This window comes from Acinetobacter sp. CAU_H_S139_7, from assembly GCF_058599305.1.
Map to the genome: position 1 here is coordinate 3,086,087 of NZ_CM178651.1, position 17,464 is coordinate 3,103,550.

The 17,464-nt window shown below is 42.4% G+C and carries 14 protein-coding genes and 2 pseudogenes; 9 read left to right on the forward strand and 7 right to left on the reverse strand.

The window, feature by feature from the left end; genetic code table 11:
- Window positions 1-20: 20 nt before the first annotated feature.
- Window positions 21-2,318 (forward strand): phosphoenolpyruvate--protein phosphotransferase, encoded by a 2,298-nt coding sequence (ptsP, locus tag AC4MC0_RS15025; protein WP_004978924.1) that lies wholly within the window; start codon window positions 21-23, stop codon window positions 2,316-2,318.
- A 6-nt stretch (window positions 2,319-2,324) separates the two neighbouring features.
- Here ptsP and AC4MC0_RS15030 read toward each other — a convergent pair whose 3' ends face one another.
- Together AC4MC0_RS15030 and AC4MC0_RS15035 are read right to left on the reverse strand one after the other, a co-directional pair.
- Window positions 2,325-2,513, reverse strand: a complete 189-nt coding sequence (locus tag AC4MC0_RS15030) for a DUF7230 family protein (RefSeq protein WP_004649914.1) — start codon at window positions 2,511-2,513, stop codon at window positions 2,325-2,327.
- Window positions 2,514-2,701: 188 nt separating this feature from the next.
- The gene (locus AC4MC0_RS15035; protein WP_005400871.1) at window positions 2,702-3,316 is read right to left on the reverse strand and encodes a LysE family translocator; all 615 of its coding nucleotides are present in this window, start codon (window positions 3,314-3,316) and stop codon (window positions 2,702-2,704) included.
- 150 nt (window positions 3,317-3,466) lie between these two features.
- Here AC4MC0_RS15035 and AC4MC0_RS15040 point away from each other — a divergent pair, with 150 nt between their 5' ends.
- Together AC4MC0_RS15040 and AC4MC0_RS15045 are read left to right on the forward strand one after the other, a co-directional pair.
- A complete protein-coding gene (locus tag AC4MC0_RS15040; protein WP_005400872.1) occupies window positions 3,467-3,919 on the forward strand; it encodes an Lrp/AsnC family transcriptional regulator in 453 nt (150 codons plus the stop codon).
- A gap of 282 nt (window positions 3,920-4,201) precedes the next feature.
- On the forward strand, window positions 4,202-5,338 hold the full coding sequence (locus AC4MC0_RS15045) for a DUF389 domain-containing protein (RefSeq protein ID WP_335997628.1): 1,137 nt from the start codon (window positions 4,202-4,204) through the stop codon (window positions 5,336-5,338).
- A 6-nt stretch (window positions 5,339-5,344) separates the two neighbouring features.
- Here the strand turns inward: AC4MC0_RS15045 and AC4MC0_RS15050 are convergent, their stop codons facing one another.
- On the reverse strand, window positions 5,345-6,997 hold the full coding sequence (locus tag AC4MC0_RS15050) for an acyl-CoA dehydrogenase family protein (protein ID WP_335997626.1): 1,653 nt from the start codon (window positions 6,995-6,997) through the stop codon (window positions 5,345-5,347).
- 78 nt (window positions 6,998-7,075) lie between these two features.
- On the opposite strand from AC4MC0_RS15050, the gene AC4MC0_RS15055 reads away from it, so the two are divergent.
- The 4 genes and pseudogenes from AC4MC0_RS15055 to AC4MC0_RS15070 all read left to right on the forward strand — a co-directional run bounded on the left by AC4MC0_RS15055 (window position 7,076) and on the right by AC4MC0_RS15070 (window position 9,500).
- The gene (locus AC4MC0_RS15055; RefSeq protein WP_335997624.1) at window positions 7,076-7,696 is read left to right on the forward strand and encodes a TetR/AcrR family transcriptional regulator; all 621 of its coding nucleotides are present in this window, start codon (window positions 7,076-7,078) and stop codon (window positions 7,694-7,696) included.
- A 194-nt stretch (window positions 7,697-7,890) separates the two neighbouring features.
- A pseudogene (locus AC4MC0_RS15060) lies at window positions 7,891-8,414 on the forward strand (PAAR domain-containing protein).
- The gene (locus AC4MC0_RS15065; RefSeq protein ID WP_004692561.1) at window positions 8,404-9,102 is read left to right on the forward strand and encodes a hypothetical protein; all 699 of its coding nucleotides are present in this window, start codon (window positions 8,404-8,406) and stop codon (window positions 9,100-9,102) included. Before AC4MC0_RS15060 ends, AC4MC0_RS15065 begins: the two are co-directional and overlap by 11 nt.
- Window positions 9,099-9,500 (forward strand): NF045616 family extracytoplasmic (lipo)protein, encoded by a 402-nt coding sequence (locus tag AC4MC0_RS15070; RefSeq protein WP_335343051.1) that lies wholly within the window; start codon window positions 9,099-9,101, stop codon window positions 9,498-9,500. The genes AC4MC0_RS15065 and AC4MC0_RS15070 overlap by 4 nt, the downstream gene beginning before the upstream one ends.
- A gap of 137 nt (window positions 9,501-9,637) precedes the next feature.
- On the opposite strand, the pseudogene katG reads toward AC4MC0_RS15070, so the two are convergent.
- The 3 genes and pseudogenes from katG to AC4MC0_RS15085 form a co-directional block, all read right to left on the reverse strand.
- A pseudogene (katG, locus tag AC4MC0_RS15075) lies at window positions 9,638-11,830 on the reverse strand (catalase/peroxidase HPI).
- 437 nt (window positions 11,831-12,267) lie between these two features.
- Window positions 12,268-13,323 (reverse strand): MBL fold metallo-hydrolase, encoded by a 1,056-nt coding sequence (locus AC4MC0_RS15080; RefSeq protein WP_078425250.1) that lies wholly within the window; start codon window positions 13,321-13,323, stop codon window positions 12,268-12,270.
- Window positions 13,324-13,393: 70 nt separating this feature from the next.
- Window positions 13,394-14,332, reverse strand: coding sequence for a cation diffusion facilitator family transporter (locus AC4MC0_RS15085; protein WP_335997619.1), 939 nt, complete (start codon window positions 14,330-14,332; stop codon window positions 13,394-13,396).
- A gap of 318 nt (window positions 14,333-14,650) precedes the next feature.
- Here AC4MC0_RS15085 and hcaR point away from each other — a divergent pair, with 318 nt between their 5' ends.
- Window positions 14,651-15,550 carry a DNA-binding transcriptional regulator HcaR gene (hcaR, locus tag AC4MC0_RS15090; protein ID WP_335997617.1) on the forward strand — a complete coding sequence of 300 codons (900 nt, stop codon included), beginning with the start codon at window positions 14,651-14,653 and terminating at the stop codon, window positions 15,548-15,550.
- 302 nt (window positions 15,551-15,852) lie between these two features.
- Complete coding sequence (locus tag AC4MC0_RS15095) at window positions 15,853-16,530, forward strand: DUF1345 domain-containing protein (protein ID WP_078390414.1); 678 nt, start codon at window positions 15,853-15,855, stop codon at window positions 16,528-16,530.
- Window positions 16,531-16,790: 260 nt separating this feature from the next.
- Here the strand turns inward: AC4MC0_RS15095 and AC4MC0_RS15100 are convergent, their stop codons facing one another.
- Window positions 16,791-17,459, reverse strand: coding sequence for an HAD-IA family hydrolase (locus AC4MC0_RS15100; RefSeq protein ID WP_333654998.1), 669 nt, complete (start codon window positions 17,457-17,459; stop codon window positions 16,791-16,793).
- Window positions 17,460-17,464 lie beyond the last annotated feature (5 nt).

Consider the following 17,464-nt stretch of genomic DNA (forward strand, 5'->3'; position numbering starts at 1 on the left):
TTATTTTTGGAGTAGACGCGATGTCGAATATGCAACTGGATACCCTTCGACGCATTGTACAAGAAATCAATGCGTCCACCAGTTTGCATGAATCACTCGACATTATGGTCAACCATGTGGCGGAAGCCATGCATGTTGACGTTTGTTCCATCTATTTACTAGACGAACGCAATCAACGTTATTTATTGATGGCATCGAAAGGTTTGAACCCCGATTCGGTCGGCCATGTTTCACTGCATACCAGTGAAGGCTTGGTCGGTCTGGTGGGACAACGTGAAGAAATCGTCAACCTTGACAATGCACCGAAACATGAACGTTTTATGTACTTACCTGAAACAGGTGAGGAAATTTATAACTCGTTTCTCGGTGTACCGGTCATGTACCGCCGTAAAGTCATGGGCGTGCTCGTGGTGCAAAACAAAGAGTCGCAAGACTTTAGTGAAGCTGCGGAATCATTCCTCGTCACGCTCTGTGCTCAGCTTTCAGGGGTCATTGCGCATGCGCATGCGGTGGGCAATATCGATGTATTTCGTAAACCCAGCAATCTACCTGCCTATAAAACCTTCCAAGGTGTCCCGGGTTCAGGTGGAATTGCATTAGGGCGTGCCGTCATTCTCTATCCCCCTGCGGATTTGGCGGCTGTCCCTGACCGTGAAGCCGATGACATCAGTGAGGAATTAGAACTGCTTGATCGTGCCCTGACCTCAGTGCGTGATGAAATCAAATCACTTGATGACAAAATGCAAGATGCCCTCATGGCGGAAGAGCGCGCCTTGTTTAGCGTGTTCTTACGCATGTTGGATGAAAATGCGCTGCCAGCGGAAATTAAAGAACAAATTCGTGATGGTAACTGGGCACAAGGTGCGGTGCGTATCGTCATCGATAATCACATCGATCTGTTTGAACAGATGGAAGATGACTATCTCCGTGAACGTGCCGCGGACTTAAAAGATCTCGGGCGACGGATTTTGGCCTATTTGCAAGAAGCCGACTCCAGCCACCGTGAACTTACCGATGAAAGTATTCTGATTGGAGAAGAAATCTCAACCGCAGCCTTGGTTGAACTGCCAGTCGATAAAATTGCAGCCATCGTAACTACCGAAGGCGCCATGAACTCGCATATGGTGATTGTAGCGCGCGCACTCGGTATTCCAACCGTTGTTGGTGTCACTGAACTGCCAATTAATACCCTCGATGATGTGGAAATGATAGTCGATGCGCACCAAGGGCGTGTGTTCATTAATCCACCTCGCCGTTTACGTAGTCGCTATAAAGAAATTCAAAAAGAAGAAGAACTGATTGCCAAAGATTTAAAACAGTATGAAACTAAAGATGCCATCACCCCTGATGGTGTCGCAGTCAAACTGTTCGTCAATACTGGCTTGATGATTGATGTGGTCCGTGGTGTACAACGCGGTGCCAAAGGTGTTGGTCTATATCGCTCTGAAATTCCGTTCATGCTGCGTGATCGCTTCCCAGGTGAAGAAGAACAGCGTGCGATTTATCGTCAACAGTTGAGCCACTTTGCCAACAAACCTGTGGTGATGCGTACCCTCGATATCGGTGCAGATAAGGACTTGCCTTATTTTTCAATTGAGGAAGAAAACTCCGCATTGGGCTGGCGCGGCATTCGCTTTACGCTCGACCACCCTGAAATTTTTTCTTCACAAATTCGTGCCATGCTCAAAGCCAGTATTGGTCTTAACAACCTACACATTCTTCTGCCAATGGTGACCAGTGTCAGCGAAGTAGAAGAAGCCTTGTACTTACTGGAGCGTGACTGGGTCGCGGTGCAAGAAGAAGAACAGGTCAAAATCACCAAACCAAAAATCGGGATCATGGTCGAAGTACCAAGTGTCTTATTGCAGATTGAAGAATTTGCCGAGTTGGTTGACTTTTTCTCGGTGGGTTCAAACGACCTAACGCAATATTTACTGGCCGTTGACCGTAATAATCCACGTGTTGCTAATGTCTACTCACATTTCCACCCTGCGGTTTTACGTGCGCTCACCCGCTTAGTCAAAGAGTGTCATAAGTACAACAAACCAGTCAGTATTTGTGGGGAAATGGCGGGCGATCCTTTGTCTGCGATCTTATTGATGGCGATGGGCTTCAATACCCTATCAATGAGCTCAAGCAACATTCTGCGTGTACGCAAAGCCATTTGTCATGTCCCAATGCCAGATGCGGTCGAATTGCTAGAGCGTGCCTTGAAAATGAGTAATCCACTCATTGTGAAAAGTCAGATGGAATATTATTTTAAAACCCATGGTTTGGCCGATATGGTCAAATCCGCAACACGTATTGTGACGGCTTAAAGGTCTTTAAACCCAAAGAAGAGGCATTAAAAAAGGGAGATAATCATCTGAATATCTCCCTTTTTTGTGCTTGTCATAGCCTCGTTTTGCATTTTTCTTTCGGTCTACAAAGACTTGGCTTTGGTTGACTTCATGCATATGTTTAGCCACGAAGTTGTGAATCACAACTTTTGGCTCAGCTTTCTTCTTTGCCATTTTTTTCACCTTGTTGATGTGATCATCTCACTGATGATGCGCTAGAAATTTTACGCCTTTTTGAACGTATTACAAGCGATTTTGGCTGAACCTATATCACCAACTCATCCGCTATTTTCCAATTCAATTACAGGTTATGGCAATGCTTTATTTTGCACTGCCTTTGATCCATATACTTAAAATGTCGCTTAGCCATAAAGCTGCTCTAACAATAAAATCATCGCAATCAACATCATCAATGCCCCTGACACTCGACTGACCACCCTAGCAGCCTGTGGGCGTGTGCCCAAAACTTTCTGCGCACTAAATCCAACCAAGAAATAAACAGCCGCACAACTCATAAGGTGAATTCCCGCCAATAAAACAATTTGAGAGGTGGGCGACAAAGCCGCTTGCGGGTCGATAAAGGGCGGCAATAAAGCCAAAAATAACAGCAGGACTTTCGGGTTTAATCCACTCAAGTAAACGCCTCGAATGTACCATGACTTTGAAGATGCAATGGCAACCTGATCACTGCTAATACTTGCAGGACGCATCGACAGACTCAGCCCCATCCACAGCAAATAAACAGCCCCAACGCCCGTGAGTACTTGAAGCAATACGGGCTGACTGGTCACCAATGTGCCCACACCCGCTGCAACAATCAGTGCCGCCATCAAATGCCCTGTTAATAACCCGGTTACCGCAGGCAAGACTCTTTTGCCCTGTATTCCCGACGAAATAGCATAGGCCCAATCTATACCTGGTGTCATCACAAACAGGATCGAAACACCCCAAAATGCAATCATAATATTCAGTGACATCCCTTTCCTCTCTTATCCATCACCGTTTTGAGGTTTAATCCAATCAAAACATGATCTGTATCAAATAATTTTGAAAGGATATCCTTTAGGCTCTAAAATGTGCTTTCAAATATTTGTGCAATAACACCTAAAAAGGGGAGATTCTTCCACATGGATAAAATTGATAAGAAGATTCTTGCTGAACTACAAGCCGATGGTCGTTTATCTGTTACGGAGTTGGCGCATAAGGTAGGGCTTAGCCTCTCTCCCTGTCACCGTAGAGTCAAAGCCTTAGAAGATACAGGTATTATCAAAGGCTATCGCGCACAGTTGGATATCTCCCAGCTTGGCTTGAATTTCTCCACCATTGTTTTTGTGACGCTCAAAAATGGCGATAAAGATTCGGTACAAAGTCTTGAAGACGCGATTCTTAAGGTTCCTCAAATTGTGAAAGCGCAGCGACTTTTTGGTGACCCCGACTATTTGCTGCATGTCGTGACCTATGACTTAGAAAGTTATCAAAAACTCTATGATGAGCACTTGTCAGCACTGCCAAATGTGCAACGTCTCATCTCTACCATGGTGATGAAAAATATTATTTCCAATCGTAGCGTCTTGTTCTAACAAGAATATGCTCTAGGGTCAGCTAAATACCTGTAATTGATCTGTCTTTTTCTGAATGGCCTCGCGATTTCAAGAAAATCTGTCCTGCTCGGTGCTAAAAAGTCCTTGTTAATGAATGATGTTCAACAAAATCGAGAAGCCTCGCTTCAATAAAAAGAAAGTGGCTAGAACATATTTTAAATTGAAGCGTGAATCATATTATTTCTCACCATTTTTTTGTTTGCTTCCCTTGATAAAAACGCTAGATTAAATCTTAATCACAGACAAAATAAGAGCATCGCCATGCCACTCGGAAAAGACAAAGATGCAACCATTGTGGTCAAAGATACGCCAGACCAAGAAAAGTATGAGTTTCTAAAAGAAAAAATTCGTTATAAGCAGGCCTTGCGCGAAAACTCCAAAAAAATTGACCACCAAAAAGTCCGATTAAACATCCAAGCGGATGCACTGCCAAGCAAAACCTTTTTTATTATGAATGCCTTGGCTGCCGTTATTGCAGGCTATGGACTGCTGTCCAACTCTGCTGCGGTGGTGATTGGCGCGATGTTGGTTGCCATGATGCTGGGGCCGATTTCAGGCATTGCCTTGGCTTTAATTGATAACCGATGGCTGCTGTTTAAAACCGCGTTGTCGACCTTGTTACTTGGCGTTGCAATGATTTATAGCATTGGGATCATTTTAGGGCTGGTGAACTATGACCTACCTATGACCAATGAAATTTTATCGCGCACGCAGCCAACCATTTTGGATTTGATGATTGCTTTAGCAGGAGGTGCCGCAGGTGCTTTTGCCTCAGTATCCCCTCGCCTATCTGTGGCCGTAGTGGGCGTCGCCGTTGCGACAGCCTTAGTTCCACCCTTGGTGGCCAGCGGGATTTTATTTGCACATATGGAATGGAAAAACTCAGCCAATGCGTTTTTACTGGCGGTGACCAATATCTTCGCCATTCAGATTAGCTCATCTTTAGTCCTTTGGATCGCAGGCTTTAGACGCGGTTCCAGCGAAGAAGTGCAAAGCACAGTCAAAGAATTCCTCAAACGTAATACTGTCAGCTTAATGTTCTTGGCACTTTTGGGTATTTATTTATCGTTTAACTTTTATTCTATGCTCAATGCGCGGCTGTACGAAAGCAATACCGAGGCGACCATTAGCACAGAACTCAACCACGCCAATAATATTATTGATACCATCCAATACGATAAAAGAGATGATTTCACTTTAGTCCGTGTCTCTATCCGTGGAGATATTCCGCCTAGCCCAGCGCAAATTGCAGCACTCAATCAAAAGCTATTGCCAGACTTGAACGATAACCCAAGCATTGTTCAAGTCCGCTTTATTCCGATTGATATTATTCAGGCTGAAGACAGCCCCAACGTCAAACTCGAACAAGATGAAGCACAAAAGCTTTCCGTACAATAACATGCTTTAAGCTGCAAATGCTCTATGCAGTAGTCGTTCTACGTCGGGTTGTTTCATCTCAAGCATCCCGACAACCCGACCATGAAATGGACTATAACGGCTTTGAATAAAGCCATCAGCCACATAGTCTGGTACATGCCGTTTCAGTAGGACTGCTTGTGCCAAAATCACCAAACGGCTGACCAAACTGCGCCCCATAAATTGTAGTTCTTCAGGTGCCTGCTGGAACAACTGAAATAGATTTTGCAGCTCTTGTTTCAACTGTTCATCTTGCATAGCCGTGGTGGCCAAATCTTGAAACAGGATTTCAATCGACTCTACATCACGGCTGATAGCACGCAGCACATCCAAACACATGACATTGCCTGAGCCTTCCCAAATGGTATTGACTGGCGCTTCTTTAAAAATACGCGCCATGATGCCGTTGTCGACATAGCCATTGCCGCCAAAAACCTCCATCATTTCCCCTGTCAGCTCAACCGCACGTTTGCATATCCAGAACTTCGACGCTGGGGTCATAATACGTTTCCACGCCACAGACAGCGCATCATCCGTTTCATAGCAGTGTGCCAAGTGGAAACTGAGTTGCATTGCCGCTTCCGTTTCTAAGACTAAATCTGCCAGTACGGCGCGCATCAGTGGTTGTTCAACCAGAAGCTTACCAAAGGCTTTACGCTGACGGGTATAGGCAATGCATTGCACCAAGGCTTGTCTGAGCATGGCAGTACTGCCCACTGAGCAGGTTAAACGGGTGTAATTCGCCATTTCTATAATGGTGGGAATACCGCGCCCAGCGTCCCCAATCATGATGCCCCACGCCTCTTTAAATTCGACTTCCGAGCTAGAGTTACTTCGGTTGCCGACTTTTTCTTTTAAGCGTTGCACATGAATTGGATTCTTGGTGCCATCCTCCAGCCAGCGCGGTACAAAGAAACAGGCCAAACCATCTTGTTCCGTCTTTGCCACCACCAAATGCGCATCACACATCGGTGCAGAGAAAAACCATTTATGCCCTGTCAGCAAATAGGCTTGACCGCGTCCCGACTCTGCGACTGGTACAGCAATGGTTTCATTGGCACGCACATCTGAACCACCTTGCTTTTCAGTCATGCCCATGCCTAGCCAAATCGATTTTTTCTGGCTAATCGGTACATCACGTTCATCGTATTCTGTCGAAAGTAACTTATCGCCGATTTTAGCCCACAGTTCAGGTTCGCGTTGAATCAGTGGAATACTGCCTAAGGTCATCGAATTTGGGCACAAGTTTCCACACTCCACCTGCCCTGCCAAATAAAAACGCGCTGCCCACTCGACCCATTTTGAGGATGAATTGGGCTGATTAAACGGATGTGCATGAGTATCGAACTGACGATTTAACCCCATCCATTTATGCCATGCAGGATGAAACTCGATAAAGTCTTTACGGCGTCCGCGAGCATCAAAGGCGTGTAAAATAGGCGTATGCCTATTGGCGAGATCGGCATAGTCATAATATTCCGCTGAACCAACAACTTTGCCCATCTCTGTGAGTCTTGCCTGATCCTGACTACCATAACGAGTGAGAATTTCTTTTAAAACGGTATCGGTTTCAAACAAGTTGTAATTTTCCAGTTCATCAAATTGATTGCTGATTTGATGGGTCATCCATGCGGTATTCATATCACTTTGCTCTTGTTATGCTGTGCTTTTCATTTCAGTATAGAGAAAAATTGTGTCTGCCATGTTCAGCTTTGTGCTATGAAGAATCCTGAGATCCAAGTCCGCCGTAGACCGCGCCAGTCGCGAGCCAAGCTCACCCAAGAAGCTTTGCAAGAAAGTTTTGTTCGGCTTTTGCATGAGCGCCATGCGCACGAAATTACCATTCGGGAAATTACCGATGTGGCGGGTGTCGGTTTGGGTACCTTTTATGAGTACTTTTCAAAGAAGGAAGATTTGGTTGCATTGACCATTCACCAGCATGTGAAAACTAATGCGGAGCAGCTAAAAAGTTATGCACAAAGCCTGATGGAGTTATCCACAAAATTAACTTTTGAGGACTATTTACAGCAAATTATTCACTTTCAGCTTGAGCAGATTCAGGCTCGACAGTTTCTTTGGGCACAGACTTTTTTGCTGGAACGGCAGATTTCAAATATTGAAAGTTACCGTAAAAGCTATGCCATGATGGTACAAATGTGGCGCAGCATTTTAGAGCCGTCTATACAAGATGATGAACAGCTCAAGCATATGGCTTTAAATATGCAACGAGTGTGTTATGGCTTTGTGTCGCAGACTTTGCTAGTTGAGCCTGAGTTTGAGGAGTGGAAGGAACTTGAAAAGGATATTGTTCAAAGTTTAGGAAAACTTAAGTTTGAATAAAAATAGGCATTCTATTCATTTTTGCGCTTACATTTAAGTTTTAAATAATTGATATATATAACAATATTAAAATTAGGATCGTGTAAGCCCTATAATCTAAAATGGAATCAATATTTCAGGGTATTCCTTGGAATTTTGTATCATTTAATTCTTATGGTTTAATAACAATATCGTTAAAAAATTATAAAAAATAAATGAAAGCATTAATCACAGTAGGTTGTAAAACAGATCATGGTGGAATCATTGTTTTAGGTGACTCATCTTTTTTAGTCGAAGGTAAGGCAGTACATCTTGATGGTATGACTCATTTTGCCCTAAATGTAAAGTTCAATCACGTGCAATAGCTTCTAATCAAGGTTTTATGATCGTGGGTGGAAAAAGCATTGTTGCTGTTGGTGATACCTCTAGTTGTGGATCAAAATATTTAAAAATTTCTGATTTAGCTGTGATGAGTAGTGGGGCTAGTAGTCCAAAAATTGTATCTAATAATACTAATAGTTTTGTAGCTGAACCTAATTTTAAATACGGACAAAAATTTGTACTACAGGATGAGTTAACAGGAGAACCTTTAGCTAATGTATGTTATGAAATATACATGAATGGTGAAACTTTCCACGGTAAAACGGATAAAGAAGGGTTTACTCATTTTATTACTAGTGAAACAGAAGAAGAACTAGAAATAAGAATAATTTTAGAGGATCATGAACATGGCGAATAGAGTAACAGGCAGAGGAAATCCTAAAAATACTGTTTTAAAGAGTATAACTTCTAAATTACAAAAAATAGATGCAGAGATGAAAAATCAAGCTGCTACTATTATTAAAGTCGGAAGTAAAAGACAGTTAACTTCTGGTGAAATAGCTATGTCTCGCCTGATTTTTAAAGATGCAATTGATTACTCTAAGGTCTGGATACATTTAGGTGGCTTAATACATACAAAAACAGGTAATGCCATGACGCCTGCTGGGGAAATCTATTTACCGAAAGATGATTACTTAAAAACACCTGACTATAGCAAAGCTACAGGTGAAAACCGTCATTGGTTTATTCATGAAATGGTACATGTTTGGCAATATCAAATGGGGACATCAACTGGTTGGCTTGGGATAAAACAATTATGTAAAGGAGGATATACTTCGGAGGTCAATTCTGTTGACTCGGACAATGAGTTAGAAGCCTATGACACGGACTTAGGAGGTCGAGATTTAAATAAAAAATTTCAAGATTTTAACTTTGAACAACAAGGTAGAATTATTGAGTTTTGGTTTGATGCTTGTTATTTACAAAAAGTTAATCCCAAACGGGATCATCATCAAAAAAGTTTACAATTATTAGGCTATGTTGAGAAAATATTAAGAGATTTTTTACTTAACCCCTCAAATAAAAATTTATTACCGAAATCGTGATTATGAAAAAAATAATATATAGTTTTGTAGCAATGGTGCTTATAGGTTGTAATCAGCAGAGTCGAGATCTTAATACAAAAATTATTAATGATAATTTATGTCTTTTCACGAATGAATCTAAAGATTATGGAAAAGATAATTTTCTAGTTCATTTTGCAAAAATTGACTTTTCTAAAGAATATCAAAGTGAATATGAAAAATCTTACTCAAAAACAGACTTACCTATTAGTGAAAAAAATTGTATAGCTATCCCATTAGATAAGTTAGAAAAAAATTTAGCTTATACAATTACTTTAAGCACTATTAATAAGTCATTTAACTCTCAAATTTGTATTTTAGAAAATAACAGCGGTATTAGTATTAAACAGGTAGAGGCTGGAAAAAGCACATGTGAATAACTCCTATCGCATTAATCCACTTTAAAATTAACACAATACACACCATACAAAAATAAACTTATAAATCAAATAATATCAGCATCTCATGATCTATAAAAAAACCGCTCTTTCGAGCGGTTTTTTTATTCCAGTGAAAACTACTTCACATCAAAACGGTCTGCATTCATCACTTTCACCCAAGCGGCAACAAAGTCTTTTACAAACTTCTCTTTGTTGTCATCTTGCGCATACACTTCTGCATATGAACGTAAAATCGAGTTTGAACCAAACACTAAATCTACACGTGTCGCCGTCCATTTGGTTGCCCCTGTCGCACGGTCTACAATTTCATAACGGTTTTTACCCACGGGTTTCCAGTTATATTTCATATCCGTTAAGTTCACAAAGAAGTCATTGCTGAGTACACCCACACGAGCCGTCAACATGCCTTCTGGTGTACCTGCATAGTTTGTGCCGAGTACACGCATACCACCAACCAACACCGTCATTTCAGGCGCAGTTAAACCGAGTAATTGTGCACGGTCTAACAACATTTCTTCAGGCTGTACGCTGTAATCTTCTTTGACCCAATTACGGAAACCATCATGTTTCGGGAGTAAATCTTCAAAAGAATAGACATCTGTTTGCTCTTGAGTCGCATCACCTCGTCCTGCAAGGAACGGAACTTTGATATTCACACCCGCAGCATGCGCCGCTTTTTCAACCGCTGCCGTACCGCCCAGTACAATCAAATCCGCAATACTGACTTTTTTCGCAAGGCCCGCCTGAATTTCTTCAAGCTTCGCCAAAACTTTGGCTAAACGCTCAGGCTCATTGCCCACCCAGTCTTTTTGTGGCGCAAGACGGATACGCGCCCCATTGGCGCCACCACGGTAGTCTGAACCACGGAAAGTCCGCGCACTGTCCCAAGCGGTATTAATCAATTCAACCGAAGTTAAACCACTATTCAGCAACTTCGCTTTTAACTCTTCAATTTCAGCTTCAGACAAAACGTAATCGACCGATGGAATTGGATCTTGCCAAATTAGATCATCATTCGGCACATCTGCACCTAAGTAGCGGGATTTTGGTCCCATGTCACGGTGAGTCAGCTTGTACCAAGCACGTGCAAACACTTCAGATAAATAAGCTGGATCTGCATAAAAACGCTCTGAAATTTTGCGGTATTCAGGGTCCATTTTGAGTGCCATATCGGCATCAGTCATCATTGGATTACGACGGACATTGGGGTTATGTGCATCAACAGGTTTGTCTTCCTCTTTGATGTTAATCGGTTCCCATTGTTTCGCACCCGTAGGACTAGTAGTTTTTTCCCATTCATAAGTGAACAGCAGATAGAAAAATTCGTTATCCCATTTGGTCGGGTGTGTGGTCCAAGCCCCTTCTAAACCACTGACCATGGTGTTCGCGCCATTGCCTGTACCTTCAGAGTTATGCCAACCGAGACCTTGAAACTCCACATCAGCGCTTTCGACATCTGCCCCTAAGTTTTGAGCTTTACCATTTCCGTGCGCTTTACCTACGGTGTGACCACCCGCAGTGAGTGCTACAGTTTCTTCATCATCCATTCCCATACGGTCAAAAGTGACACGCATGTCTTGTGCAGTACGAAGTGGATCTTGGACGCCATCAACCCCTTCTGGATTGACGTAGATTAATCCCATTTGTACCGCAGCTAATGGATTTTCAAGCGATTTACGGTCTTGGTCATTGGCATAACGGTTTGCCGTTGGTGCCAGCCATTGACGCTCTTCACCCCAGTAAATGTCTTTTTCGGGTGCCCAAATATCTAGACGACCACCACCAAAGCCAAAGGTTTTCAGACCTGCTTCTTCATAAGCCACGGTCCCTGCAAGAACGATTAAATCGCCCCATGAAATTTTGTTACCATATTTACGTTTGATTGGTCAAAGTAGGCGACGGCCTTTATCGGTGTTGACGTTATCAGGCCAGCTGTTGAGAGGTGCAAAACGTTGGTTCCCTGTGTTGGCACCGCCACGTCCATCTTGTTTACGGTAAGAACCCGCCAAGTGCCATGCGGTACGTACAAACATTCCAATGTAACTACCATAGTCAGATGGCCACCATTCTTGGCTGCTGTTGATGAGTTCACGGAGATCTTGTTTCACCGCTTCTAAATCCAATGATTTGAATGCAGCTGCATAGTCAAAATCAGGATCCATCGGGTTGGTTTTTTTATCATGTTGCGACAGGATGTCGAGATTGAGCGCATTCGGCCACCAATCAGAATTATTGGTGCTGGCTAAACTCGTTTGTCCACCATCTTTCTGGTGAAATGGACAGCCTGATGCTTGCATATTCTGTGTCATGTCGAGCTCCAAATTTGATCATCAAATTATGATTATCATGAACCGTTTAAAGTAATTATTACTGTTCTAACATAGCCTCTTTTGATGACAATCGAAAGCGAGTTTTACGAATAAAAATAATCGGATTCTTCCATGTAAACATTTAAGAAAAAAAGAATTTTAATTTTTCAACAAGATAAGACCCGAGGAAAACACAGCAAAAAGAAAGCATTTTTATACGAGTTTGATGGACATTTTCAATTGAGTTTATCGATCAAAACTCAGACAAACCTTACCAGCAATGTGCGCGGCTCAGATTGAGCAAAAATTAAACAAAAAAGAGGCATACTTTCGGCTTTTTTGATTTTATTTGAAAGATATTTTGGTGATGTCCTTATGGTCTCGGTGATGACTGTTTTTGTCCCAGCCATCACCTAATCTTACATATAAAGCGCCCATTACACGCTTAAACGTCGACCTTCTCTTAAACAGACAAACGGATTCATCAGCTTCGAGCTATTTTTCATCGCCACTTTCAAGTCAATTTCAGGTTGTTCACGGCTTTCATCGGTTAGCTGAAAGGTACGATAGTGAATGGCCATCGAGCATTTGGCATGCAGGTCTTTATGTGCCTGAAAGGCATCTTGCGGATTCATATGCATATAGCGCATCAGCTCACGCGGTTCATACGCCCCGATGGGCAGTAACGCAATTCGCGGTGCGCCAAAACGCTGATGCAGCTCTTTAAAGTGCGGTGAATAGCCCGTATCGCCCGCAAAATAAGCATAGTCAGCGCCACAGTGAATATTAAACCCACCCCATAACGCACGGTTTTGATCACGCAGCCCACGGCCAGAACCATGCTGTGCTGGGGTATAGACCAGTTTTAAATCATGCAGACGCGCCGACTGCCACCAATCCATTTCCAATACTTGTAAGTGCTTGGGTAAATACCATCCATTGCCTAGCCCTGTGTAAATGGGCATGGCGAAACGCTCATACAACCAGTTCAGACTGGCAATATCCATATGGTCATAGTGGTTGTGGCTCAAGAGCACCGCATGGATGGTCGGTAAATCTTCCAAGGCAATGCCAGCAGGCATAACACGGCGAGGTCCCCGCCCTTGCTTCGGGCTGACATGTTCCGCCCATACAGGATCGGTCAATAAGTTATAGGGCCCAATTTGAAGTAATACCGTGGCATGACCCACAAACCACACCTGCCAATCCTTTAAATCGGCATGGGGCCGATCTTGCGGCAAGCTTTTTTTATCGGCATGAAAGTGTGCATACTCTTGCGCCAAATCCACATTCCATGTCGAAGATTTACGCTTAATCAACCATTTCAGCAAGTCGCCTCGGCTACGGCCCTCAGGTCGACGAACCGAATTGACAAAGCGAGTCCCGTTATAATGGTCGGAGTGTAGAAACTGAAATTCGGGCTGTCGCCATGTATGGGACATGGTATTTTCAGTCGGAATTTGATAATGGAGTTCAGTTGATTTTGGCTTCATTTAATGTCGTTATCTTTATTGCAATACACCAGTAACAGGACCAGTTTTGAAAACTGACCTCTACCTTAACCTATTCCAAGCGTCCTTGCATTCGCTCTAACCACACTTTTTTTGATTGTGGCTTCACAAAGAGTGCCACAATTTCAGGATGTTTTTGTTTAATTTTTACTTCAATGCGATTAACACACGCTTCTATCTCATCGGTAGTGAGGTGATCTTCAAATTCTACACTCAACGAGGCCAAAACCTGTTTAGCACCCATTTGCTCGGTCAGTAAGCCATTGGCCGACAGTACGCCTTCATCGTCTTGGGCAATTTTTAAGATATTTTGCCGTACATGCAGGTCTGCGGTCTCACCGAGCAGCAAACCTTTGGTTTCTCGTGCCAGCAGAAAAGCAGACACCGCCAGAACCAGCCCAATCAGAATAGATGCCACCCCATCCAGTGCAGGCATATTTAAACGATGTGTCAAATAAATACCCAGAAAGGCAATCAACAGACCAATTAATGCAGCAGAGTCTTCAAATAGAACTGTAAACGTGGTGGGGTCTTTACTGCGACGAAAGGCCTCAAAATAACCTTGCTGACCTTTCGCCTTACGAAACACTTTCAGAGCAACACACCATGAAATACCTTCACTTACAAATGCAAAGCCAAGTACAACATAATTGATGGTCGGGTTTAAAATGGGTTCAGGATGCAAAATGTGCATGATCCCATTGTACATAGACACCAATGCCCCTAAGGCAAAGACCATAAGAGATACAATGAAGGCCCAAAAATATAGCTCTCGCCCGTAGCCAAAAGGATGATTAAAATTGGCAGGTTTATTTGACTTCTTCAATCCATATAACAGTAAAATTTCGTTTAAGGTATCCACAACAGAGTGAATCGCTTCACTCAACATGGCAGAGCTGTTGGTCAAATAAGCCGCAATAAATTTTACCAGCGCAATGGCTAAATTCCCCAACAGCGCGGCATAGACCACCAGTTTATTTGAATCTGCCATATCGATTTTTAGCCCATATGTTCAATTAAATTATATTTATGTTTTTATCATATCCAATTTCAGCAAAACGCAATTGTATTTTTATGTAGTTCACCTCACCCGATTTTCAGGTGATTGGAATGAACTATTTTCAATATTTAATTAATACCTTTTAGCAATTATTAAACCTGTTATTTCATATACGAAAATCTCAAAAATCAACCCAAGATCATTTATTTTCTCAATAATTGAATCATCTTCACGACATCGTTGTTTATCGATTATACTTTACCTCAGTCATAGTAAGACATTTTTTGGATTAGTCAGTGGGTTATTTATATGGAACTTAGACACCTTCGCTATTTCATTACTGTTGCTGAAGAACTGAACTTTAGTAAAGCAGCACTGAAACTTTATACCGCCCAACCCTCTTTAAGTCAGCAAATCAAAGACCTTGAAGAAGATGTCGGTGTGCAGTTATTGTATCGAACCAAGCGAAAAGTTGAACTCACGGAAGAAGGCGCTGTTTTCCTTGAACAAGCACGTCTAACCCTAGCTCAGGCAGACAAAGCGGTTGCTATGGCACGCCAAGTGTCACAAGCCAAACAGCAGATGCTGCGCATTGGTTTTGTTCCTGTTGCGGAAATGAAAATTTTTCCTTATGTCCTGCCCAATTTACGAGTGCAAAACCCAGAGTTAAAAATTGAGTTATTCAGTATGAACAATACTGAGCAATTGCGTTTGCTGAAAAAAGGGGAGTTGGACATTAGCTTTACACGAAATAATGTCCATAGTGATGAAATCGAAAGCCAGTTTGTACTGCGTGAACCACTCATTTTCCTGTTGCCGAAAGACCATCCTTTGGCCCAATACGAGCGAATTCCGGTTAAAGCATTAAATGGCATTGATTTTATTATTCCCGCAGCCGAGCAGTCACAGACTTTGCACCAGACCATTTTGGAATTTGCCAAAGTGCACAATATCGAATTCAATATTGTGCAAAAAGCCGATAACATTCTATTCAATATCAACGCGATTGGCTTAGGGCTCGGCTGTACAATTTTACCCGGTTACATTGCGCCACTTAGCTTGAACAACACGGTAATTCGTCCACTTGAGGTTGAGCTGCCGTATTTGGATCTGTATGTGAACTATCGTAAACATAACAGCTCCCTAGCAGTGATTAAATTTATAGAATTACTGACTCGGGTATTTTATTTGGATATTAACCGCGAATAAGTCTGCAGTGAGTTCTAATTACTCATCTCATTCGGCGCGCCACTATTTTCTGAATAAATAATTACGCGCCTTTCTCATAGAACTATACTCTGTAAGACAAGCGTATTTTCACCCTTTTGTTTTTAAGCGATGTCGATGACATCTCGCTTTTTCATTTGTATTCTTTTTAAGCTAGGATAGGCTAATAAAAACTGGCTTTTGTCAGGTTCCCTACAACTGAAGTCCGAACACAGACAGGTACTGAAGTAGATCTTGCGACTTTAGCTGCACGAAAAAATAATAAAACAGAGAAGGAGAAGATTATGCCAATGCCCACTTTGCAGCGTTTAAAAACAGCAATGAAATTTCGCCCCTTCTTTTTCATTAGTTTTTTGCTGACTGCTGTTTTTTTTACGCTGCTGAATACATTTACCGACTGGTCTTGGTCGACCAATTTATTGATCAGTTGGAATATTGCCGTCTCAAGTTATTTAATTAAAACCATGACCACCCTGTGGTCCGTTGATCATCGACACATTCTGCAACATGCACAACAGCAAGATGCCAGTAAATGGATCATTCTACTGTTGGTGATCATGACTTTGCTCATGTGCTTAATTGCGATTGTATTGGAGTTGACTCACCTTCCGAATGATCCAACCATCAAATATGGGCACTTAGCGCTGTCCTTACTCACCATTATTAGCGCATGGTTCTTTATGCATACCGTGTTTGCCATTCATTATGCACATGACTATTATCTCGCTCTCGCAGACCAACAAGATGCAGGCTTAGACTTTCCCAAAACGGCTCAACCGACCTATCCCGACTTTTTATATTTTAGTTATGTGATTGGCACTTCTGCGCAAACCGCGGATGTTTCCATTACCTCACGTTCGATGCGTATTCTCAATATTCTGCACATTATTTTAGCTTATGGTTTTAATACCTCTATTCTCGCTATTAGCATCAATGTTGCGGCAGGTTTTATCACGCTCTAAGTACCCTGTTTTTCATTTTTTTGTCATCCGCTCAAATGACAACCATCCAATATAAAGACGATGATTGAAGTCCTTTCGACGAAACCTCACAAAAAAAGCTCCCAATGAAAGAGCTTTTTCAAATCAGAAATCCAACAATTCAATCAACCGTTCATTCGCCTTAAAACATACTAAAGACAAAAGATTTGAAGATGATCGACCTAAAACTGGCAGGCTCACTCAGACCATCTTCCACAGGCTATATATTTAGACGACTCAAGTTAAATCACTTGTTTAAGGTCAACATATTGCAATAAATGCTGCTGCAAGCTCGGCACATCATCCGCGATGGCCAAAGGTTGATATTGTCTGAGCGTTTCAGGTGTATGCACCCCATAACTCACCCCGATTCTCGGCATGGCAATATTACGCGCCATTTCTAGATCATAACTGGTATCACCGACCATAATCGCGCGTTCAGCAGACACACCCGTTTCAGTTAAAATCTCTTCCAACATTAAAGGATGCGGTTTAGATTTAGTCTCACTGGCAGCACGCGTTGTCACAAATAGTGTTTGGCTCTGTGTTTGAGCCAATACTCGATCTAAGCCTTTACGACTTTTACCTGTCGCCACCGCCAACTGTAAACCCGCTTCACGTAAGCCATTCAACATATCGGCTACGCCGTCGAACCAGACATCACCTTTCGAGTTCGCCACATAATGCTCGGCATAGCATTGCAAAATCTCAGTATGTAACTCAGGCACTTGAGGAAATAATCGCTGCGCGACTTCTGGCAAACCTAAACCAATAATACTTTTTGCTGCATCAGCAGTTAAAGGCTGTGCAAATTGCTGCGCGGCAAACAGTAAACTCGCCACAATCTGCCCCACTGAATCAAATAATGTCCCATCCCAATCAAAGATAATCAGTTCTACAGGTTTGTTCATTCTGG

Bases quoted from the DNA above. Each gene is read 5' to 3' on its own strand.
- ptsP (WP_004978924.1), top strand. From the start codon at position 21: ATGTCGAATATGCAACTGGATACCCTTCGACGCATTGTACAAGAAATC.
- AC4MC0_RS15030 (WP_004649914.1), bottom strand. From the start codon at position 2,513: ATGGCAAAGAAGAAAGCTGAGCCAAAAGTTGTGATTCACAACTTCGTG.
- AC4MC0_RS15035 (WP_005400871.1), bottom strand. From the start codon at position 3,316: ATGTCACTGAATATTATGATTGCATTTTGGGGTGTTTCGATCCTGTTT.
- AC4MC0_RS15040 (WP_005400872.1), top strand. From the start codon at position 3,467: ATGGATAAAATTGATAAGAAGATTCTTGCTGAACTACAAGCCGATGGT.
- AC4MC0_RS15045 (WP_335997628.1), top strand. From the start codon at position 4,202: ATGCCACTCGGAAAAGACAAAGATGCAACCATTGTGGTCAAAGATACG.
- AC4MC0_RS15050 (WP_335997626.1), bottom strand. From the start codon at position 6,997: ATGAATACCGCATGGATGACCCATCAAATCAGCAATCAATTTGATGAA.
- AC4MC0_RS15055 (WP_335997624.1), top strand. From the start codon at position 7,076: ATGAAGAATCCTGAGATCCAAGTCCGCCGTAGACCGCGCCAGTCGCGA.
- AC4MC0_RS15065 (WP_004692561.1), top strand. From the start codon at position 8,404: ATGGCGAATAGAGTAACAGGCAGAGGAAATCCTAAAAATACTGTTTTA.
- AC4MC0_RS15080 (WP_078425250.1), bottom strand. From the start codon at position 13,323: ATGAAGCCAAAATCAACTGAACTCCATTATCAAATTCCGACTGAAAAT.
- AC4MC0_RS15085 (WP_335997619.1), bottom strand. From the start codon at position 14,332: ATGGCAGATTCAAATAAACTGGTGGTCTATGCCGCGCTGTTGGGGAAT.
- hcaR (WP_335997617.1), top strand. From the start codon at position 14,651: ATGGAACTTAGACACCTTCGCTATTTCATTACTGTTGCTGAAGAACTG.
- AC4MC0_RS15095 (WP_078390414.1), top strand. From the start codon at position 15,853: ATGCCAATGCCCACTTTGCAGCGTTTAAAAACAGCAATGAAATTTCGC.
- AC4MC0_RS15100 (WP_333654998.1), bottom strand. From the start codon at position 17,459: ATGAACAAACCTGTAGAACTGATTATCTTTGATTGGGATGGGACATTA.